At 61.5% G+C, this 21,496-nt stretch carries 16 protein-coding genes; 2 read left to right on the top strand and 14 right to left on the bottom strand.

Translation table 11 applies throughout. The features are described 5' to 3' along the window. Window positions 1–232: 232 nt before the first annotated feature. The 9 genes from ACVVH8_RS00905 to ACVVH8_RS00865 form a co-directional block, all read right to left on the bottom strand. Complete coding sequence (locus ACVVH8_RS00905) at window positions 233–1,738, bottom strand: YdgA family protein (RefSeq protein ID WP_103306499.1); 1,506 nt, start codon at window positions 1,736–1,738, stop codon at window positions 233–235. Between the two features lie 317 nt (window positions 1,739–2,055). After that, the gene (locus ACVVH8_RS00900; RefSeq protein WP_213027185.1) at window positions 2,056–2,691 is read right to left on the bottom strand and encodes an NADH:ubiquinone oxidoreductase subunit N; all 636 of its coding nucleotides are present in this window, start codon (window positions 2,689–2,691) and stop codon (window positions 2,056–2,058) included. 93 nt (window positions 2,692–2,784) lie between these two features. Further along, complete coding sequence (locus ACVVH8_RS00895; RefSeq protein ID WP_475228057.1) at window positions 2,785–4,227, bottom strand: efflux transporter outer membrane subunit; 1,443 nt, start codon at window positions 4,225–4,227, stop codon at window positions 2,785–2,787. Further along, entirely contained in the window at window positions 4,224–5,126 is a 903-nt protein-coding gene (locus ACVVH8_RS00890; protein WP_103306497.1) for an efflux RND transporter periplasmic adaptor subunit, read from the bottom strand. The genes ACVVH8_RS00895 and ACVVH8_RS00890 overlap by 4 nt, the downstream gene beginning before the upstream one ends. Beyond that, the gene (locus tag ACVVH8_RS00885) at window positions 5,123–5,332 is read right to left on the bottom strand and encodes a DUF1656 domain-containing protein (protein ID WP_007917703.1); all 210 of its coding nucleotides are present in this window, start codon (window positions 5,330–5,332) and stop codon (window positions 5,123–5,125) included. The genes ACVVH8_RS00890 and ACVVH8_RS00885 overlap by 4 nt, the downstream gene beginning before the upstream one ends. After that, on the bottom strand, window positions 5,329–7,392 hold the full coding sequence (locus ACVVH8_RS00880) for an FUSC family protein (protein ID WP_475228054.1): 2,064 nt from the start codon (window positions 7,390–7,392) through the stop codon (window positions 5,329–5,331). The genes ACVVH8_RS00885 and ACVVH8_RS00880 overlap by 4 nt, the downstream gene beginning before the upstream one ends. Further along, window positions 7,389–7,817 carry a MarR family winged helix-turn-helix transcriptional regulator gene (locus ACVVH8_RS00875; protein WP_103306495.1) on the bottom strand — a complete coding sequence of 143 codons (429 nt, stop codon included), beginning with the start codon at window positions 7,815–7,817 and terminating at the stop codon, window positions 7,389–7,391. The genes ACVVH8_RS00880 and ACVVH8_RS00875 overlap by 4 nt, the downstream gene beginning before the upstream one ends. A 185-nt stretch (window positions 7,818–8,002) precedes the next feature. After that, entirely contained in the window at window positions 8,003–8,248 is a 246-nt protein-coding gene (locus tag ACVVH8_RS00870) for a DUF2789 domain-containing protein (RefSeq protein ID WP_475228052.1), read from the bottom strand. Window positions 8,249–8,402: 154 nt separating this feature from the next. Next, on the bottom strand, window positions 8,403–8,864 hold the full coding sequence (locus tag ACVVH8_RS00865) for an aminoacyl-tRNA deacylase (protein ID WP_103306493.1): 462 nt from the start codon (window positions 8,862–8,864) through the stop codon (window positions 8,403–8,405). A gap of 154 nt (window positions 8,865–9,018) precedes the next feature. Between ACVVH8_RS00865 and ACVVH8_RS00860 the strand changes: the two genes are divergently transcribed. Both ACVVH8_RS00860 and ACVVH8_RS00855 read left to right on the top strand, forming a co-directional pair. Continuing rightward, window positions 9,019–9,570 (top strand): NfeD family protein, encoded by a 552-nt coding sequence (locus ACVVH8_RS00860; RefSeq protein ID WP_475228050.1) that lies wholly within the window; start codon window positions 9,019–9,021, stop codon window positions 9,568–9,570. Window positions 9,571–9,572: 2 nt separating this feature from the next. Then, window positions 9,573–10,331 (top strand): slipin family protein, encoded by a 759-nt coding sequence (locus ACVVH8_RS00855; protein WP_003220464.1) that lies wholly within the window; start codon window positions 9,573–9,575, stop codon window positions 10,329–10,331. 17 nt (window positions 10,332–10,348) lie between these two features. Here ACVVH8_RS00855 and ACVVH8_RS00850 read toward each other — a convergent pair whose 3' ends face one another. The 5 genes from ACVVH8_RS00850 to ACVVH8_RS00830 are packed head-to-tail and all read right to left on the bottom strand — an operon-like array spanning window position 10,349 to window position 21,442. Next, on the bottom strand, window positions 10,349–11,293 hold the full coding sequence (locus ACVVH8_RS00850; RefSeq protein ID WP_475228047.1) for a sulfotransferase family protein: 945 nt from the start codon (window positions 11,291–11,293) through the stop codon (window positions 10,349–10,351). Further along, on the bottom strand, window positions 11,281–12,066 hold the full coding sequence (locus ACVVH8_RS00845) for an aspartyl/asparaginyl beta-hydroxylase domain-containing protein (RefSeq protein WP_475228045.1): 786 nt from the start codon (window positions 12,064–12,066) through the stop codon (window positions 11,281–11,283). Before ACVVH8_RS00845 ends, ACVVH8_RS00850 begins: the two co-directional genes overlap by 13 nt. Beyond that, on the bottom strand, window positions 12,063–12,668 hold the full coding sequence (cysC, locus tag ACVVH8_RS00840; protein WP_475228043.1) for an adenylyl-sulfate kinase: 606 nt from the start codon (window positions 12,666–12,668) through the stop codon (window positions 12,063–12,065). The genes ACVVH8_RS00845 and cysC overlap by 4 nt, the downstream gene beginning before the upstream one ends. After that, window positions 12,652–14,169, bottom strand: a complete 1,518-nt coding sequence (locus tag ACVVH8_RS00835) for a TolC family protein (protein ID WP_475228040.1) — start codon at window positions 14,167–14,169, stop codon at window positions 12,652–12,654. Before ACVVH8_RS00835 ends, cysC begins: the two co-directional genes overlap by 17 nt. Window positions 14,170–14,215: 46 nt before the next feature. After that, a complete protein-coding gene (locus ACVVH8_RS00830) occupies window positions 14,216–21,442 on the bottom strand; it encodes an Ig-like domain-containing protein (protein WP_475231108.1) in 7,227 nt (2,408 codons plus the stop codon). Window positions 21,443–21,496 lie beyond the last annotated feature (54 nt).

Raw genomic sequence — 21,496 nt, 5'->3', positions numbered from 1 at the left:
GGTCGCAATGCCCTCCTTGCCCATTCGTAACGGAGACCGAGCCAACAACGCTCAGCCAAGCTTAGTCCGGCAGTCTTGCATGCAAGCGTAGACCAATATCCACAACACAATAATTGTTCAGATTCGTCACAACGGCTGGGCTGAAACACCGCGAAAACCCAAGCGCCAGACAGCAAAACGCCCGGCGTCTGCGCAATGACAGAGGCCGGGCGTAGCTATTTAAAGCGCAGGATTACTGCACTTGCGTGACGCCTGCGAACTTGCTCATCAGGAAACCGACGAACTGCTCAACGGTCATTTTCTGGCCGTTGAATTCCACCTGATTGGCGGCGTAATGCAGCTTGGTCACGACGTTGGTGCCGTCCACGACCGCCATTTGCGATCCAACGGCCATGCCCGCGAACATGTCGGCCGCTTCTTTGGATTGGTCGACAATGGCTTTGGCGTCGGTCTGACCATCCAGTTGCGCCTGCACGCTGAGCAGATCAACCAGCATTGGCTTGGACACCTGGATATTCAGGTCAAGCAGCGCGATCAGTTGCTTGCCCAGTTGATCCGGCGGCAAGTCCATCGATTGCGGCTTGGTCAGGTCAATGACCAGATTGGCCTTGCTCTCACCGTTGGCGGTGTTGAACGAGAGGTTTTCCAGGGCAATCTGCGGGCCGGCCGCGAGGAGTTTTTGCAGATCGGCTTTGACCTGGGCATTTTCCGCGTCGGTCAGGTTCAGCTCGGGTGCTGGCAAACCTTGAGCGGCGGCTTCAGCGGCAGCCTTTTCATACGGCTGCAATTTGGTCTGGTAGATCTGCATCAGCGACATCGTCGACGGGATGTCGAGGTTCTTCAGGCTCACGGCCATGTTTGCCGAACCGATTTTCTTGTCGTTGAGGCTGACTTCGCCAATCTTGTAGTCAGCACGACCGGAAGCATTGCTGCCGTTTTCTTCGGTGAGGTTCTTCATTTCGAAGTTCTTCACGCCAAGCACCGATTGCTTGGTGCCGAAGGTGGTTTTGCTGTTGGTCAGCACCAGCGTGTTTTCGCCGGTGTAGTAGCCGTAGCTGCTCTTGGCGAGATTGCTGGCCAGCGTCAGACCGTTGAGTTCGATCTGTACCGGCGCCTGATCTTCGGCCACGGTCACCAGCTTCAGGTTGTCCATGTAACCGTCAGCCTTGACCTTCTGCGCTTTGGCGCTAGCAGAGATGTTCATCGTCAGGCCGGAGAATTTCAGGCTCGACTGTTCATCCAGCGCGGTTTCAAACGGCAGCAGATCGAGGGTGCTGGTGGTGGATTCGTCGTAGCCAATGCTGGTCACGCCTTTGAGTGGCGCGGCGCCCTTGGTGGCGGCAAACCACTTCTCGGTGGCCGGGTTCTTTTCCAGCTCATAGTTGCTGGTAGCCATGACCGGCAACCATTTCAGCGAGACCAGCCGCGAGAACGGCAGCGGGCCATGCTCGATGTGGTCGACGAACAGCAGTTCGACCGGTTTGTCACCGAACATTTCGCCTTCGCCCTTGAGGCGATAGTGCGCGGTGCTGGTGAAGGTGTGACGCTCCAGCGACACCAGTTCCAGCGACGCGGTGCCGTTGGAGCCGGCCATGGCGGTTTGCAGCTCTTTGTTGGCATTGCTGACGGCGTTGTTCAGTACGCCTTCGATCTTGGTCCCGGTGTACCAGGCCCCGCCTGCGCTGATCGCACCAATGGCAACAACAATTCCGAGAAGCACGCCTGCTGATTTATTCATGAATGACCTGATCGATTTCCGTGGCTGTGAGTGTGGTCGTCTTCCCTGAACCCGTGACCGGGTCGCGGCTCGACTCCGCTGAATTAGCGGTGGAGATTAGCACTGGCCGCGCCCGGCGGCCCAATGTTTAAAGGTGAAAGAGTGTCTATGGGGAGTGTGGACAGTCGACAGGCTGGAAGAGTTTCGCTGTTTTTGCGGACGCCATCGCTGGCAAGCCAGCTCCCACAGGGATATCCAGCGAACACAAAATCTGTGAACACCACAAAACCTTGTGGGAGCTGGCTTGCCAGCGATGAGGCCAGATGATTAGCCGGGAATCAGGAGTACTGAACCTCGATCTCGTCCAATTGATGATCAAAGCTCTTGAGTCGGGCAGTCCAGGTATACACCAACACTTCAAAGTCCCGATCGATCACCGCCCCGCCCGGCCCATCAGCGCGCGGGTCACAGAAATCCAGTTGATAGCGCTCGCGGGCCATGGCCGTGGCGACATCGGACAATTCACGGGCATTGTTCAACCAGTGCCAGCCCTCGTCGGCGATCTGTTTGTCGAGTTCCAGACACTGCTTCTTCAGCGCTTCGAGGCTTTTTTCCAGCGGCGTGCCGGTGAGTTCGCCCATGACTTCGGCGAAGGTCCGCCCGGGCTGCCAGTAGCTGCCCCAGAAATACCGGTCGAACACGGTTTCGACCTTGCGCAGGGCGACTTTGGTGTCCCAGATCAGCACCAGGGTTTTGCCCTGTTCAAGTTGTCTTTTCTTGACGCGCTGCACCTGAACCGAGGCCCACGCCACCACGACGATGGCCATGACCGCGATCAGCGCCGTCGCGCTGTCGAGGAACACCATCGCCTTGTCGATCTGATGGGCCAGCATGATGCCGTAGAAATAGGTGGCCGAGAGCAGCACCAGCGCTACCAGGGCGCACCAGAAGCCGAGAGCGTAAGGGTTTTTCATTATTGGTTTCCCCTAGACCAGCGCTAGCAATGTGCGCTGAAAGGGCGCCTTGCTCGGGGCGCCCTTCCAACACTTCAAAGCATAGCTACGGCGTCAGGGTTTGCTCGCGCTTGAAGCTTGCGTTCGTCCGCTTTCCCAACCGCCGCCCAGAGCAAGGAACAAATCGATCTGGCTCATGGCAACCTGGGTGTTGGCGGCGGCCAGTTGCGCGGTGACATCGGTGTAGGTGCGGGTCGCTTGCAGATCGGCGAGGAACGACTCGCGGCCGGCCTGGAAGAAGCGGTGAGTCTGGTCTGCGGCGAGTTTCGCCGACTGCTCGGCATCGGCCAGGGCATCGCGACGTTGCAGCAACGCGGTGTACTGAGCGAGACCGGTCTGGGTTTCGCGAATGGCGTTGAGCACCACGCCGTCGAAATGCGCCAATGCGCCTTGGGTCGACGCTTCGGCTTCGCGGATGCGCGCGCGGGCGCCGTTGGTCGGCACTTTCCAGCTCAGCGACGGGCCAAAGCCCCAGCGGTTGGTCGATGGATCACCCAAGTCGTCGATGAGACCGACTGTGCCGATGGTCGCGCCGATGCTGATGTCCGGGTACAACTCGCCAGTGGCGACGCCAATCCCGGCGGTCGAAGCCGCCAGACGTCGTTCGGCCTGACGAATATCAGGGCGTCGCTTGAGCAGCGCAGCGCCGTCACCGACGGGCACCAACTGCGCTATTTTCGGTAGTTCGGCGCAGGTCGCGGTGCCGGCCGGCAGTTGATCGACCGGTTTCGCCAGCAGCATCGACAGACGGAACAGCCCCGCCTGACGCGCCGCTTCATAGCGCGGCAGGTCAGCACGCAGGGATTTGAATTGGGTTTGCGAACGGGTGACTTGGGTTTCGTCGCCACGCCCGGCATCGCGCAGACGCTGGATCAGCGTGGTGCTTTGCGATTGCAGGTCGAGGGAGTGCTCGGCGATTTCCCGCTCTTCATTCGCCGCGCAGACCTGGGTGTACGCGCGAACCACGTCCGCCACCAAGGTGATGCGCGCGGTGTCCGCCGCCGCCTGAGTCGCGTCGGCATTGGCCTTGGCGCCTTCGATGCCGCGCTGCAAGGTGCCCCACAGATCGAACTGATAGGAAGCGCTGATGCCGATGTCGCCGACGTTATCGACCGGGACTTTTTCCGGTAGCAAGAAGGCCTGACCGGACTCTTGCAAACGCTGCGCGCCCATTTTTACGCCCGCGCTCCAGCCGCCCGCCGCTTCGGCCTCATCGACCTGAGCACGAGCCCGTTGCAGGTTCGCCGCCGCCACCCGCAAATCAGTGTTGGAAGCCATGGCCTGCTGCACCAGTTGATCCAGACGCGGATCCTTGTAAAGGCGCCACCAATCCGCCGGCACGGGCGCCGACACCACCGGTTTGCCGGCCACCGCCAACTCGCCCTGAAAGTCTTTGCGCTGGACCGCCGCGTCCTCGGGCACGTGGTAATCCGGTCCGACCATCTGACAGGCCGAGAGCATCATGCCCAACCCGGCGATCATCAGGGCCCTGTTCATTGCCCGGGCTCCTGCTGGCGGTTGTCGACTGGCTGGTCGTCGATGATCGACACCGTGGCAGTGCGCCCGGCAATCATGCGGAAGTCATGCGGCACTTCATCAAAAGCGATGCGCACCGGAATCCGCTGCGCCAGGCGCACCCAACTGAACGCCGGGTTGACGTTGGGCAACAAGTTGCTGCCGCTGCTGCGGTCACGGTCTTCGATACCGGCGACGATGCTTTCGACATGCCCACGCAGTTTGGCGCGGTCGCCGATCACACGGATATCCACCGACTGGCCGACATGAATGCCGTCGAGTTTGGTTTCTTCGAAATAGCCGTCGATGTGAAACGAGTTGCTGTCGACCACCGACAACACCGGACGCCCGGCGGTAACGAATTCCTGCGGGCGCGGTGCACGGTCGTTGACGTAGCCGTCCACCGGACTGCGGATCACCGAGCGGTCGAGGTTGAGCTGGGCGCTGTCCACGGCCACCAGCGCTTCGGCCAGCGCCGATTGCGCGCGGGCGACTTTCGATTGGCTTTCTTCCAGTTGCTCGGCCGGCACGAGGTTGCCGAGGCCACGGTTACGCTTGGCTTCACGTTGCGCTTGGGCGAGGGTTTCTTCGCGATCCGCGACGGCCGCTTTGGCCTGACGCAGGGCCAGTTTGAAACGGTCCTGGTCGATGCTGAACAGCACCTGGCCGCGCTTGATCAACTGGTTGTCTTTCACTTCAACCTGCTGGATCAGTCCGGACACGTCCGGCGCGATCTGGATGATGTCGGCGCGAATATGGCCGTCACGGGTCCACGGCGCGAACATGTAATACATCACCATGCGCCAGACGAGGACAACGGCAAAAGTCACGATCAGCAGGGTCAGTACCACGCGACCGATGGTCAAAAACGGTTTTTTCATGTCATCAGGTATCGACTGAGTGAGTCCACTCCGTACAGCAGCACGGCGTAGAGAGCCACGTTGAACAATGCCCGGTGCCAGACCAGACGGTAAAAGTGCACGCGCGTGAGCACGGCATGCACCAGCAAAAACAGCACATAAGTGATGCCCATCAACACCAGCAAGGTCGGCAGGAAAATGCCGCTGATGTCCAGATCACCGATCATAGGGGCGCTCCATCGGGCAGCGGTTCTTCGGGCTCGGCGCTGGAGACGAATTCGACGCCGGGCAGCAAGGCCAGGCGCAAACCGCTCAAGGCGTGCAACAGGTGTAGACGGGTTTCTTCATCGCCATGGCCGTTGAGGGCGCGGCGGGTGCGATCCATGGTCATCAGCAAGGCGGCCGGCGCTGGCAAGCGTTCGCCGGCCTTGAGGCAGGCGCGAAAATACTCGCCGACTTCACTGACCACTTGCTGCAACAAAACGTTCGGCGTGCCGGTCACTCGCGGGGTGTAGGCGAGCAGGTCGAGCAGGTTCAAACCGACGCGTACTTCACGCATGGCGATACCGGTGTCCTGGCCGGTCATCGCCAGCCGAGGCAGGTGCTGCATCAGACGATCAAGCAACTGCACGCCCAGTTGCCGGTGTTCGGCAAGGTTGGCCGGCTCGGTCATGTGCACGATGTCCTTCCAACTGAAGCGGGTCAGGCGTTTGGCAGCCAGTTCGACGCCGAACGGACGGGCGATCAAGGTCCAGATAAACGCGAACAGCAAGCCCATGGGGCCGGCCAGGTTGGAGTTCACAAAAGCAAAGAAGTCCGCGTCGTACGCGCCCTGAATGCTGATGAACGACGAGGTGTTGACCAGCGTCAGCAGCATGCCGAGATAGAAACGCGGCTGCACCGTCAGCGTACCCACGCAAATGAACGGGATGGCAAACGCCAGCACCAGCATCGGGAAGTCGTGCAGGTTCGGCAGAATCAGAAACAGATAAAGACTGGCGAACAGCACCGACATCCCGGTCCAGAAAAAGAACCGGTAGATTTGCGGTGCCGGGTCGTCCATCGAGGCGAAGAAGCTGCACGCCACCGCTGCCAGAATCACCGCACTGCCGCCGTCCGGCCAGCCGAGCAGAATCCACAGCGTCGAGGCGACGATGATTGCCAAAATCGTCGAAGCCACCGAATACAGCATTAGGCCACGGTCGATAAATGGTGTCAGACGACCGAGGCGCCAGTGGCGGTAGACCGCGCGCCAGCTGTCCTGGCGCTCGCAGAGAATCGCATCCTGCAGACTGCGACAGTCCTGCCACAGATCGATGAACTCGCCGAGACGATAAATCGAGTTGGAGAACAGCAATTGCTTGCGATCTTCCAGCGCTTCGGCGCTCGGTTGCAGGGCTTCGAGCTGATCTTTCAGTGCTTGCCAGCGATCAAGGTCGGCATCTTTGTGGCCGAGCCACTCACGGGTCGCGGCCAGCAGCGGTGCGAATTTTTCCACCAGCTCCGGCGTGCGTCGCTCAAGGGCGTAAAGCGAATCTTCCAGAGCGTCGATCACCGGCAACAGATGGATCATCCGCCCGCGCAGTTCCTTGGTGTTGCGCACGGTTTGCGGCCGCGAGCCTTCGTGGGGCAACTGGCCGATCATCAATTCCAGGCTGTTGAAATTGGCGACCATAGCCATGCGCAGTGCGGTGACCTCTTCGGGCTGCACATCGCGGCTGAGGAATTTCAGGCTGTAAGTTGTCGCGTCGGCGAACCATTTGCTCACGGCATCGTTGAACACTGGCGCCAGTCGGCGCGGCCAGAACATCGCGCCCACCACGGCGGCAACGGCGATGCCGAGGAAAATCTCTTCGGTACGGGCTTCCGCCACGTCCCACACCGCGAGCGGGTTATCCACCGTCGGCAAAGCAATCAGCGGCAGGGTGTAACCGGCGAGCATCAGCGCGTAGCTGTTGGCCGTGCGCAGATGCAAGGAGAGAAACAGCAGAATCCCCGTCCACAGCGCAATTACCACCACCAGCACATACGGGCTCTGGACAAACATCGGCACGAAAAAAACCGCGGCCGCCGCACCAAGAAAGGTGCCGATGGCGCGGTACAAGGCTTTGGAGCTGGTCGGCCCGAGGTACGGGCTGGAGACGATGTACACCGTGGCCATCGCCCAATACGGACGTGGCATTTGCATAAGCATGGCGATGTACAGCGCCAGCATTGACGCTGCAAAAGTGCGGACCCCGTAGAACCAGTCCCGGGCCGGCGGAATGCCAGTAAAAAAACCGTTCAAGAATTGACCACCACTGGCGGACTTGCCGCCTCAAATGCGCGCAGTACCCGAAGCGTAGCCTCCAGATCACTCTGATCGATGCCTTCGAGCACTTCGTGACGCAGACGCACCAGCTCGATTTCCACCGCTTGCACCAGTTCACGCCCGGTGTCGGTCAGGCTCAGGCATTTGGCGCGGCGATCCTGCGCATCTTCAGTCCGGCAGACGTAGCCCGAATGGCACAACTGATCGAGCAGACGCACCAGCGACGGACTCTCCATCCCGGCCGCCTGCGCCACCTGCACCTGCCGCACACCCTCGCCGAGCCTGCCGATCATCAACAACGGCACGGCGCAGGCTTCGGAAATTCCATAGTTGACCAGCGTGGTCTGGCAGATCTTCCGCCAATGCCTGGCGGCCACCACCATGGCACTGCTGATGTTCATCTGGAGAGCGTCGAGGGAATTCGGCACGGGGAAATGCACACTGTTAGTTTGCTAACTATCAATATCGCATTGGTGGGGAAATTCAGTCAAGTTTTGAAACAATTGATGCGCATCGTAGGTAACGATGAAGTTGAAGCGATTTTTAACCTCAAACGGGTGGCCAGCATGACTGCCGAGAGTGCCCTTCATCCCTGCCGGCCCTTACGCAATAACACATTCAACTGATCCACCACCTCCGCCCAATCGGCATCATCGAGAATCTCGTCACGCAAAAAATCCGCCTGACTCTTCGACCAGAAAAACGCGTCCGCCAAATGCAGCTCGGGTTTCAGCGGTGAATGGGTGGCGATGAATTGTTCGATGCTGACCGGGTCGTTTTCCAGGCCGAGTTGCTTGAACAGGGAGGGGAGGCTGTGGGTCGGACTTTCCATTGCTTAACTCCTTCAACAAATCTGTGTGTGGAAGATCAATCGCGGGCAAGCCCGCTCCCACAGGATTTTCAGGGGAACACAAAATGTGTGTACACCTCAGAAACTGTGGGAGCGTGGCTTGCCCGCAATGGCGTCGGCACTGACGCCGCAACAGCTAATGACTCAACTCCCGCACCTCGGCATGCGGCACCATTTTCAGGAACTCCGGCATGCTCATGTGCAGCAGGTAATTGTGATTGCCGGCTTCCAGGTAGATGTCTTTCTGCCGGGTCAGCAACGGGTCGATGACCATGTCCAGTCCGTAGGAATCCCCCAACGGCGGCACCGCGCCACGTTCGCAGTCATCGAAGATATGCGCCAGGTTGCTTTCGCGGGTCAGCTGCCATTCGCCGCTGCTGCGCACCTTGCTCAAGTCCAGATGCCGACTGGCCGGCAGCACGGCCATCAGGTAATGCCCGTGGTGGTCGTCGAGGATCACCGATTTCGCCACCCGTTCGGCCGGAACCCCGGAAACCCGCGCTGTTTCCAGACTGCTGGACGAGTGTCGGTGGGCGACGATGTCGAATTCGCAATGCGCCCGGGTCAGGCTGCTTTGCACCTTTTTGGCCATACGCATGATGCACCTCGGTGTTGCGCTGAACGTGTGTTCCTGTGTCCTTGAGTCTAGTTCGACAGGCCGCGGGCGAAGGGAAATCCGCTCACCGGACACATCCGCACATTGATCAGGATTCAGTCAGCGCAACGCTCAACTAGACTCAAAGAACCACCCCATGACTCTCCCGGAGGGTCACGTGAACAACCGATGTTGGACGTTGTTTCTGTTTCTGCTGGTAAGCGGCTCAGCCTTCGCTGCCGAGACATCGTTGCCGCCCATGAGCCCGGTTGGCCTCTGGCTGATCACGCTGGGCATCGTTTTCCTGATCGCCGAAGCCGCGCTGCCCAATTACGGCGTGATCGGTTTGGGCGGAATCATCATGTTCGTCATCGGCGCGCTGATCCTCGGCAATGCCGAACTGCCGGTGCCGATGATGATCGGCCTCGGCCTGATCAGCGCCCTGCTGTTACTTGCGTTGATCATCCGTGCCTTGAAAACCCGACCGCGCCACGCCGTCAGTGGCGATGCAGGCCTGGTTGGCAGTGTCACAGCGGTGACAGGCGTGCAGCCGGAGAATGCCCATAACGGCTGGGTGCAGTTGCAGGGCGAACATTGGCAGGTGCTCAGCAGGACGCCATTGCACACCGGGCAATCAGTGCGCGTAGTCGGGCGCAAAGGCTTATTGCTGAAAGTCACCGCGACTGACGCGGCTCAACACGGAGAGTGATCATGGGTCTGCAAATCGGTTTTGTTGCGCTGCTGTTATTGGTGATCGCCCTCGCCGGGTCGACGTTCCGCATCCTGCGCGAATACGAACGCGGCGTGGTGTTCCAGCTCGGACGTTTCTGGCAGGTCAAAGGCCCGGGGCTGATCCTGCTGATTCCGGTGGTGCAGCAAATGGTCCGGGTCGACCTGCGCACCGTGGTCCTGGATGTGCCGCCGCAAGACGTGATCACCCGCGACAACGTTTCGGTGAAGGTCAACGCGGTGCTGTACTTCCGCGTGCTCGACCCACAGAAGGCGATCATTCAGGTCGAGGATTTTCTTTCCGCCACCAGCCAACTGGCCCAGACCACATTGCGCGCGGTGCTCGGCAAACATGAACTGGACGAATTGCTGGCCGAGCGCGAGCAACTGAACATCGACATCCAGCAAGTGCTCGATGCGCAGACTGACGCCTGGGGCATCAAGGTCGCCAATGTCGAGATCAAACACGTCGACCTAAACGAGTCGATGGTCCGGGCGATCGCCAAACAGGCCGAAGCCGAACGGGAACGGCGAGCGAAAGTGATCCACGCCGAAGGCGAGTTGCAAGCGTCGGAAAAACTCATGCAAGCCGCGGAAATGCTCGGTCGTCAGCCCGGCGCCATGCAACTGCGCTACATGCAGACCCTGAGCTCGATTGCCGGGGACAAGAGTTCGACGATTGTCTTTCCACTGCCGATTGAATTGCTCAAGGGCATGGCGGATTTGTCCGGAAAATCCTGAAAAGCGAAAGAACGCTTTCAAGCGTTGCGCAGCAACTCAAGATCCAGAAAAGAACGCTGGGCAAAGTAACGCACCCGCTCCTCCAACAGCGCCGAGGCCTCCCGACGCTTGTCTTCACCATCGGCAACGAAGGGTTGCGACGGCTGTTTCGCGTGTAAATCCACCGCCGCAAACACCTGCAGGCGCTGTACATCATCCAGGCGGAAAAACCGTGCCAACCGCCCCGCCATTGCCTCTGGCAATTCGCTGTAATTCACCGGCAATCCACCCGAGTCGCGGCAGTGGATCAACCCGGCCTCAAGCAACCGCCCCAAACGTCGGGCGATGAAATCCTCGCGACCTGCGAACGGCAAACCATCCTCCAGCACGCAGTCACCGAGCATGCCCGGCACCATGTGCATGCCCGGGCGACGCAAATGAGAGACGGCGATTTCCAATGGATCGCGATACACAAACAGCCACGGCGTATGCGGAAAACATTTCTGCAACAACGACCATTCGCCGATGTTCCAGGCATCCAGTTTGATCACCAGTCGCTGTTCTTCGCCTCGGCGGCGCTGCCCGTATGCCGAAAGCAACCCATTGATTGCGGCCTGGCGCTCAGGCGCAGGCAGATCACTGCGCAACAACGCATCGAGCGGCGGCGGTTCGGAGATCACGATGTGATCGTCGAGCCGGGCGAGCATCTGGCTGATCAGCGTCGAGCCACAGCGCGAGGCGTGCAGAATGAAAGCGCTTGGCGCCAGACCCGGACTCTGCGCATGCCAGTCGCTGAGCGCCGCCAGCGGCGTCTGCCGACGGAAAGCCTGATTGAACGGCAGGCGCAGTGCATCGTCGACCGCGTCGCGGAAAAACGGCTGATGCAGCGGCCTGTCGCCGAACCAGCACCAATCCACCTGCCACTGCCCGGCAATCGGCCAGATACCAATCGGCAACCAGCCGTCGAGGTTCAGCCGTTCCATTGTTGATTCCATTGCCGACGACCGTTGCGCATCGCCGCACGAAGTTCTTCACGCGAGAACGGCAAGCCTCGTGCGGCAGCCAGTTCCAGAGTTCGGCTGATGAACTGTTCAGGATCGTGCAGCTCCCGCAAGGCTAGCGCCAGCGAGGCATCGTTGGCGACCAGCCGTTGAAAACACTGCAACGTCGTCTCTGCCAACTGCGGTTCAGGCGTGCTCGCCAGGCCTTCAGCAATCCGCTCTTCCAGCCACGCATCGGGCCGACAGTCGAGGACCAGATGCACCCGCGCCGACCTATCACGGTTGTCCACCCGATGCGGTCGCGCCAGATCGAGAAACCAACACTCGCCCGTCCTCATAGGGATGCGCTGGCCGTCGAGCCAGAAGTCCACGTCGGGCGGGCTGAGCAAGGGAATGTGCAGACGCCGATCGGCATCCGGGCCATCGAGATCGTAATCGCGGTGTTCGTGAATCCGGCCACCCGGCCCCAGGCGCAACAAGCGTGCACTGACGATTTTCAACGGCAGATCGCGCAGCCCCTGTCGCCACCGATCATCCTGCAACCACGGTGCGCGACGCAGCGGCTCGCCGCTTCCGGGGGACAACTCGGTCAGCGCATCAGCCGCCGAAATCAGCGCTACGCCGCTCCAGTCTCCCGAAAAGTAATCTGTATTGAAGTGACCGTGCCAGGCGTGATCGGCAATCGCCGCCAGTGCTTGCAACAACAGCGGCAAATCCACTGTCACCGGCAGACGTGAAAACGCCGGACGGCTCATGCGTGTGGCAACACCGAGCACTCGCCGAGCCAGGTCAGCAGGCGATCAAGGCAGGCCTCGACCGATTGCACCCCGGTGTCGACCACCAAAGACGCCTGCAACGGCGGCTCGTACGGTGCCGACACCCCGGTAAACCCCGGCAATTCACCGCGTCGCGCACGGGCGTAATGCCCTTTCGGATCACGCTGCTCGCACACCGCCAACGCGGCGTTGCACCAGACCTCGCAATAATCCTCACCCAAGCGTTCAGCGAACACTTCGCGTAACTCTGCCAATGGCGCAATCATCGCCAGAATCACGATCTGGCCATTTTCGACCAGCAAAGCGGCCAGTTCACTGGCGCGGCGAATGTTTTCCCGGCGATCCCCATCGGTGAAGCCCAGATCGCGGTTGAGGCCGACGCGCAAACCATCGCCGTCGAGCACCACGCTCTGCACACCTCGCTCGAACAACTCAGCGTGCAGCGCTTGCGCCAGCGTCGATTTGCCCGCCGCCGGAAGCCCAGTCAAGAGAATCGCCGCACCTCGATGGCCGTTGCGGGCTTCGAGTTGTGTGCGGCTGATGCTGGCGCTCGGCGCCAGCACATCACTGCGCCGAGGCATGGGCGACTGCCGGCACCGAGATATCCCCCGCCGCCCACGCCGACTCGCGATTGGCCAGCGCGGTGGCGATCGACTGCACTTCGGTGGATTGCACCTGATCCGGCAACGGATCGAGGCCGGCGCTGGCGAAGATCTGGCCGTAGGCATTGCGCAGATCGGCGTACGACAGGTCGCGACGCAAATCCGCCTGCAAGTTGTTCAACTCACCCTGAATCAGCTCCAGTTCACCAATACCGGCAGCCTGATGACGATTGCGCAATTGGCCGACGATTTGCCCGTCAATGTCGGACAGTTGTTGGTTGGTCTTGAACTGGCGCAAGGCTTCTTGATAGTTGGCGTTGGCCACATAGAGCTGCGCCAGCACCGCAATCGACATCGCCTGACGCCGCGCATTGGCGACTTCTTCCCCAGCCTTGGCGACGTTGATCGCCGCCGGCGCGGAGATCACGTTGAACAGGTTCCAGGTGACTTTGACGCCGTAGTCGGCCCAGCCCTGCTCGACCAGAAAGGAGTTGCTGTCGTAATGCCCGCCCGCCGAAAACTCCAGGCCCGGCAACAGACGCAACATGGCTTTGCGGGTTTCGGCGGCGCTGATGCGCGTCTGGTAATCCTGCTCGCGCAGTTCCGGGCGGCTGGTCAGGGCTTCTTGCTCAAGCTTGGCCAGATCAACATTGAGCTCGGGAATCTGGTAGCCGTCATCAGTAGCCAGTGTCAGGTTGGTGCCCAGCGGCAAATTGATCAGCGTCGCCAGCTCGGTTTTCGCCAGCGACAAGGCGCGGCGCTGTTCTTCCAGCTGTCGGGTGGCTTCGATCAGCGAACGCTGATAACTCAGCGATTGCACCGGATCACCAATGCGTTGATCGCTCAGGGTCTGGCTGTTGTCGCGGGCGGTCTGCACCCGCGCCATCAGGCTGTCGATCTGCTTGAGCAGACGTTCGGCGGCCATTGCTCGCCAATAGGCCGAGCGCACGTCCTGGACGATGGTGTTGATCACTTTGCGCCGCCGTTCCTGCACGATCAGGCGCTGGTCGCCCTGCTGTTTGGCGCTGATGTAGCTGACGCCGAAGTCGAGGACGTTCCATACCATGGTCAGGTCGGCAACCTCGCGGTCACGATCCTGCGAGGTCGACGGTTCCAGAGACTGAGTGCCGGTACGCACGCTCTGGCTGCTGGAGGCGTTGACGTTGTTGCGCCCGACGTACCCGGCATCCAGTGCCATGCGCGGCAGCATGTCGAAACTGGCGAGGTCGAGCTGCCGCTTGGCCAGCGCTTCCTCCATGATTTTCAAACGACCTTCGAGGTTGTATTTCACCGCGCGGGCCATGGCCTGGTGCAGGGTCAACGGGCCGCGCAGCGGTTCCTGATCCTTGTACATGCTTTGCAGATCGGTTCTGGCTCGTTGTGCGCTGACGCTGCGCTCAATCGGCTCACTGGTCACTGCACATCCGCTGATCGCCAGCGCCAGCAGGCTGGCGCCGAACAACTTCTGACTTGTCTTCATCCCTGGATCGCCCCTAGGTCCCGCACAGTGTTGAGTAGTTGTTTGTTCAAGCCGACATTTCGCTGATGCCGATCTGTTGCAGAGCTGCCGCCAGGCTGTCGACCCGCTGCTGCTCGGTGTCTTTGAGTTGTTGCAGTTGCTGCCCCAGCGTCGGTGCGCCAAATACGCCGCGCAGGCCCTGGGAAACATCGCCTGCCTTGAGCGACTGGCTGCCGAAGGCGTTCAAGGAATCACGCTCGGTACCGCTGTTCTGGTTGAACAGGCTCGCCAGCGTGCTGCTGGCGAATACGCCGCCATCGCCACCACCAAAGCCGAGGAAGCCGTGGCCGGAACCGTCGCCGCCGCTGTCACTGCTGCTGAACACCTGCGCGATGAAGCTGCGGCTGAGGGCCCCGTGATTGATGAAAATATCGCCAATCGGACGAATGCCGTTGCCGATCACCCGTTGTTCGAACAACGGCGCGAAGGTCAGCGGTGAACCGAGATCGCCGGTTGGCGCAGTGAAGATGACCGGTTGCAGCGGCACGTTCGGCGGCGGTGGTGGCACCACCGGGTCGCTGCTGCGAATGAGCGGATCCGGAATGACGACGCTGGTCGGCGTGGTCGGCACGGTTGGAGGAATGATCACCGGCACGGTGTTGATGGCGTAGTTATTGGAGCTGCTGACTCCGCTGCCGCTGTTCCCGGACGCATCGCTGACCCCGGCACTGTTGACGCTGATCGCGTTGCTGGCGCTGTTGACGTTGGCGTTCGGCGTCAGGGTTGCGGTCCAGGTTTTGCCGCCATCGCTGCTGCTCAGGTTGGACAAGGTGCCGTTCGCCACCACGAGGTCTGACAGATCGAAACCGCTGACTGCCTCGTTGAAGGTAATGGTCACCTGCGAGGTCTGACCGATGCCCATGTTCGGGTTGGCGATGACGACCGTGGCGGTCGGCCGTTCGCTGTCCAGCGCGTAGTTGTTCGACACCGCGACGGTACTGCCGACGTTGCCGGCCAGATCGGTGACATTGCTGGTGTCCAGCGCGATGAAATTGCTTGGATCGGTCACGCTGGCCGTCGGGGTGAACGTCGCGGTCCAGGTCTTGCCGCCGTCGCTGCTGCTCAGGTTGCTCAAATCGCCGTTGGTCACGCTCAGGTCGGACAGGTCGAAATTGCTCACCGCCTCGCTGAAGGTGAAGGTCACCGTGGTGGTCTGGCCGATACCCAGGTTTGGATTGGCGACCACGATGTTGACGGTTGGCCGCGTAGCGTCGAGCGCGTAGTTATTGGAAATCGCAACGCTCGCGCCAATGTTGCCGGCCAGGTCCTGCACGCCGGCGGTGTCGAGGATGATCAGGTTGGTCGCGTCATTGACGTTGGCGGTCGGCGTCAGCGTAGCGGTCCAGGTAACGCCGCCGTCGCTGCTGGTCAGGTTCGACAGCAGACCATTGGCAACGCTGATGTCCGACAGGTCAAAACCGCTGACCGCTTCGCTGAAGGTGATGGTCACCGTGGTGGTTTCACCGATGCCCAGGCGATTGTCGGCGACCACGATAGTGGCGGTCGGCAGCGCCGTGTCGATGGCGAAGTTGTTCGAATCGGTGGAGCCGACACCGCTGTTGCCCGAGGCGTTGGTCACGCCGGCATTGTTGAGGGTGATCAGATTGCTGGTGTCGGTAATGTTGCTGGTTGGCGTGAACGTCGCCGTCCAGGTCACGCCGCCGTCGCTGCTGCTGACGTTGCTCAGGGTGCCATTGGCAATGCTCAGATCGGCATTGTCGAAACCGCTGACGGCCTCACTGAAAGTGATGGTCACCGTGGAAGTTTCACCGGCCTTGAGCGCGGTATCCGCGACGACAATGGTCGCGGTCGGCACTTCGGTCTGCACCGCGTAGTTGGCCGAGTTGGTGGTACCGGTGCCGGTATTGCCCGCCAGATCACTGACGCCGCTGTTGTTCAGGACGATCAGGTTGGTGGCATCGCTGACGCCGATGGTTGGGGTAAACGTCGCCGTCCAGGTGATGCCGCCGTCGCTCGACGAGACGTTACTCAGCGTGCCGTTGGCGACGCTCAGGTCGCTATTGTCGAAGCCGCTGACCGCTTCGCTGAAGGTGATCGTGACGAGCGCGGATTCGCCGGGACGCACATCACTATCACTCATGACGATCGTGGCGGTCGGACGCTGACTGTCGACCGCGTAGTTGTTCGAATCGGTGGTGCCGCTGCCGGTATTGCCCGCCAGATCGGCGATGCCGGTGTTGTCCAGGGTGATGAGGTTGCTGGTGTCGGTGACTCCCGCAGACGGCGTGAACGTTGCCGTCCAGGTGATGCCGCCGTCACTGCTGCTGACCGCGCTCAACGTACCGTTGGCGATGGTCAGGTCGGCGTTGGTGAAGCCGCTCACCGCCTCGCTGAAGGTGATGGTCACCAGCGAGGTCTCACCGACACCCAGTGCCGTGTCGGCGACCACGATGGTCGCGGTCGGACGCACGGTGTCGACGGCGTAGTTGTTCGAATCGGTGGTGCCGCTGCCGGCGTTGCCGGACAGATTTTGCACGCCGGAATTGTCGAGGGTGATCAGGTTGGTGGCGTCAGTGATGTTGCTGGTTGGCGTGAAAGTCGCCGTCCAGGTGATGCCGCCATCGCTGCTGCTCACCGCCGTCAGGGTGCCGTTGGCAATCGTCAGGTCGGCATTGGTGAAACCGGTCACCGCTTCGCTGAAGGTGATGGTCACCAGCGAGGTCTCGCCGATTTTCAGCGAGGGGTCGGCAATGATCACGGTCGCCGTCGGCACTACGGTGTCGATGGTGAAGTTGCCGGAATTGGTGGCGCCGGTGCCGGCGTTACCGGCCAGGTCGGCGATGCCGGCATTGGCCAGGGTAATGACGTTGGTTGCGTCATTGATTCCGGCCGCCGGCGTGTAAGTCGCGGTCCAGGTAATACCGCCATCGCTGCTGCTGACGGCGGTCAATGTGCCGTTGGGAATCGTCAGGTCAGCGTTGGTAAAGCCGCTCACCGCTTCCGAGAAAGTGATGGTTACCAACGACGTTTCACCGGCGCTCAGGCTGGCATCCGCCACCAGGATGGTGGCGGTCGGGCGCTGACTGTCGACCGCGTAGTTGTTGGAATCGGTGGTGCCGCTGCCAGCATTGCCAGCGAGGTCGGCGATGCCGGTGTTGTCCAGGGTGATGAGGTTGCTGGTGTCGGTGACTCCCGCAGACGGCGTGAAGGTGGCCGTCCAGGTGATGCCGCCGTCACTGCTGCTGACCGCGCTCAACGTACCGTTGGCGATGGTCAGATCGGCGTTGGTGAAACCGCTCACCGCCTCGCTGAAGGTGATGGTCACCAGCGAAGTCTGGCCGACGCCGAGCGCCGTGTCGGCGACCACGATGGTCGCGGTCGGCCGTACGGTATCGACGGCATAGTTGTTGGAAACGGTGGTGCCGCTACCGGCGTTGCCTGACAGGTTTTGCACGCCGCTGTTGTCGAGGGTGATCAGGTTGGTGGCGTCAGTGATGTTGCTGGTTGGCGTGAAAGTCGCTGTCCAGGTGATGCCGCCATCGCTGCTGCTCACCGCCGTCAGGGTGCCGTTGGCAATCGTCAGGTCGGCATTGGTGAAACCGGTCACCGCCTCAGAGAAAGTGATAGTCACCAGCGAGGTCTCGCCGATTTTCAGTGAGGTGTCGGCAATGATCACGGTGGCTGTCGGCAGCACCGTGTCGATGCTGTAGTTGTTGGAATTGGTCGTGCCGCTGCCGGCGTTGCCGGCCAGGTCGGCAATGCCGGTATTGGCCAGGGTAATGACGTTGGTTGCGTCGTTGATCCCCACCGTCGGCGTGTACGTCGCGGTCCAGGTAATCCCGCCGTCGCTGCTGCTGACGGCGGTCAATGTGCCGTTGGGAATCGTCAGATCGGCGTTGGTAAAACCGCTCACCGCTTCCGAGAAAGTGATGGTTACCAACGACGTTTCACCGGCGCTCAGGCTGGCATCCGCCACCACGATGGTGGCGGTCGGACGCTGGGTGTCGATGGCGTAGTTGCCGGAATCGACGGTGCCAGTGCCGGCGTTGCCCGCCAGGTCGGCGACGCCGGTCTGGTCGAGGGTGATGACGTTGGTGGCATCGGTGATGTTCGCGCTCGGCGTGAACGTCGCGGTCCAGGTCACACCGCCGTCGCTACTGCTCACCGCCGTCAACGTGCCGTTGGCAATGGTCAGGTCGGCGTTGGTGAACCCGCTCACCGCTTCGCTGAAGGTGATGGTCACCAGCGAGGTCTCAGCGATTTTCAGGCTGTTGTCAGCGAAAACGATGGTCGCGGTCGGGCGCACGGTATCGATGGCGTAGTTGTTGGAATCAGTAGTGCCGCTGCCGGTATTACCATTCAGATCGCTGATACCGGTGTTGTTCAGGGTGATGAGGTTGGTCGCATCGGTGATGCTCGCAGTTGGCGTGAAAGTCGCCGTCCAGGTGATACCGCCATCGCCGCTGCTGACCGCCGTCAACGTGCCGTTGGCGATGCTCAGGTCGGCGTTGGTGAACCCGCTCACCGCTTCGCTGAAGGTAATGGTCACCAGCGAGGTTTCGCCGATTTTCAGCGCGTTGTCGGCGACGACGATGGTCGCCGTCGGCCGCACGGTGTCGATCGCGTAGTTGTTGGAATTGGTGGTGCCGCTGCCGACGTTGCCGGCCAGATCATTGACCCCGGTGTTGTCCAGCGTGATCAGGTTGGTGGTGTCGGTGACGCTTGTGGTTGGCGTCAGCGTGGCCGTCCAGGTAATGCCGCCATCGCTGCTGCTCAGTCCGCTAAGGATGCCGTTGGCCACGGTCAGATCGGCGATAGTGAAACCACTCACCGCTTCGCTGAAAGTGATGGTCACCACCGAGGTTTCGCCTGCCGCCAGATTGGTGTCGGCAACAACAATGGTCGCCGTCGGCCGTACGGTATCGATCGCGTAATTGTTCGAGTCGGTGGTGCCGCTGCCGGCGTTGCCCGCCAGGTCAGCGATGCCGGTGTTGTCCAGGGTGATGAGGTTGGTGGTGTCGGTGATGCTGGCGGTCGGGGTGAACGTCCCCGTCCAGGTAATGCCGCCGTCGCTGCTGCTGACTGCCGTCAGCGTGCCATTGGCGATGGTCAGGTCGGCGTTGGTGAAACCGGTCACGGCTTCACTGAAGGTGAAAGTCACCAGCGAGGTATCACCGATCTTTATTGCCGTATCGGCCATCACAATGGTCACGGTCGGCCGGGAGGTATCGATCGCGTAATTGACGGAGCTGGTCGTACCGACGCCCGCCACGCCGTCGCTGATCGCATTTACCCCAGTGTTGTCGAGGGTGATCAGGTTGGTGCTGTCGGTGATGTTGTTGGTTGGGGTGAAGGTCGCGGTCCAGGTGAGGCCGCCATCGCTGCTGCTCACCGCCGTCAGCGTGCCATTGGCAATCGTCAGGTCGGCGTTGGTGAAACCGCTCACTGCGCGGCTGAAGGTGATGGTCACCAGCGAGGTTTCGCCGATTTTCAGCGCCGTGTCGGCCATCACGATGGTTGCGGTCGGCGGCTCCACATAGGCTGTGTTGAGCGTGCCACCGTTGTTGTAGATCGCCGCGAAGGCCAACGGCACAGAACCGGTGACGCCGCCGCCGAGTTCTGTACCGCCGGCGCCGCTGCCGGCAGCGTTGCCGCTGATGGCGCTGAAGTTGGCGGCGGTGATCAGCACCGTGCCGCCCTGGTTCCAGATCGCGCCGACCCCTCGCCCGCCATCGCCGCCGTTCAGATTGTTGCTGCCCAGGCCGCTGCCACCACCACCGCCGCCGCCCGCGCCGATGTTGTTGCTGATGACCGAAGTACCGACGATTTTCAGGGTACCGGTGGAGGCGTTGTAAATGCCGCCGGCCGCATTACCGCCGACACCGCCGACCTTGTCCCAGCCGGAACCGCCACCGCCGCCGCCAATGGAAATGGTGCCGTTACTGGCCGTGCCGCCATTGCCGCCGTTGCTGTAATCGGCCGTGCCCACCCCGCCGGCGCCGCCCGTCGTGGAGCCACCGCGACCGCCCATATGCGTCGCGTCGTAACCGCCACCGTAACCGCCGACGCCACCGCTGCCAGCCTGGCCGCCCAACGTACCGGTGCCCGGCCCGGCGATGCCGCCATGACCGCCGCCCTGACCGCCGAGGCCGCCGCCACCGCCACCACCGCCGCCATAGTTGGCGCCCGTGACGCCACCACCGCCGCCGCCACCCGCTGCCGCGTTACCGGTGACCGAAACATTTTTCAGCGTGAGGACTCCGGCGTTGAAAATCCCGCCACCCATGGCGCCGGTCGCGCCGTAGCCACCATTGCCACCGTTGCCGGAGACCAGTCCCCGGGTGATCACCAGACCATCGAGGGTCACAGTGCTGGCCGAGGTGACTTCCACGACGCGGGTTTTGTACTGCCCATCGAGGGTCACGTCCGCCACGCCGTCGTTGTTCAGGTCGCCATCGACAGTGATGCTCTTGTTGATCAGCAGTTCAGAGGTGAGTTGCACGGTCATGCCGGAGCTGAACGTGACGATATCGCCGTTCTGCGCCGACGCCAGGGCTGCCCGCAGCGAGCCGACGCCGGTGTTCGCATTGTTGGTGGCGGTCCACGTGGCCAGGCCCCACTGATATTCACTCATGGCCTTGGTCGACAGCACGTTGGCGCTTTCGATGGTGCCGGTGGCGATTTCCAGATCCCAATCGCCGCCCACACCGGTACGGTTGTTCGAAGCCGCCACATCACGGCCGGTCAGCTGTGCCAGAGAATCGACGAAGCTCAAGCCGCGATCGCCTTCAGCGGTGTAGCAGCCGTAGATCAGGATGTCGCCGCCGGCATTCATGTCCTTGCCGATTTCACCGAGGATCGCGCTGCGTTGCGCGACGTTGTCGGCAGACAGATAGCTGTTGCCCAGCCACAGGTCGCCGGCATTGCCGTGAGCAATGATCTGCACCGAACTGACGCCCTGATGCTGACTGAGGTAATCGGCGATCTGCTGCAAACCGTCCTTGCTCGCATCGAGCTTGACCACTTGCGCGCCGGGCGCGACACCTTTGAGCAGGCTGTCGGCATCCTTGACCCGCGAATCGACGAACACCACGCTCTGGCCTGGCACTGCGACAGGGCTGACGGCCGGGGTGGCGTCAGCCTGACCGTGGGTGTCCTTGCTGATCGTCGGGTGATCGGCGGTGGGCGTCTTGGCCGCGTCCGCCGCGGGGTGGCTATCGGCTTGGGCTGCGGTGTCGGCCACGGTGGCGGCGACAGCGCCGTCGAACAGCATGCGCGGTTCCAGCGGCATGATCATCGGCGCCGCCAGCGTGCGTTGGCCTGCGGT

This window comes from Pseudomonas trutticola BRTCR10, from assembly GCF_056155105.1.
Note: the sequence above shows the minus strand (reverse complement) of the source record. Positions and strands in the feature narration are given on the sequence as shown.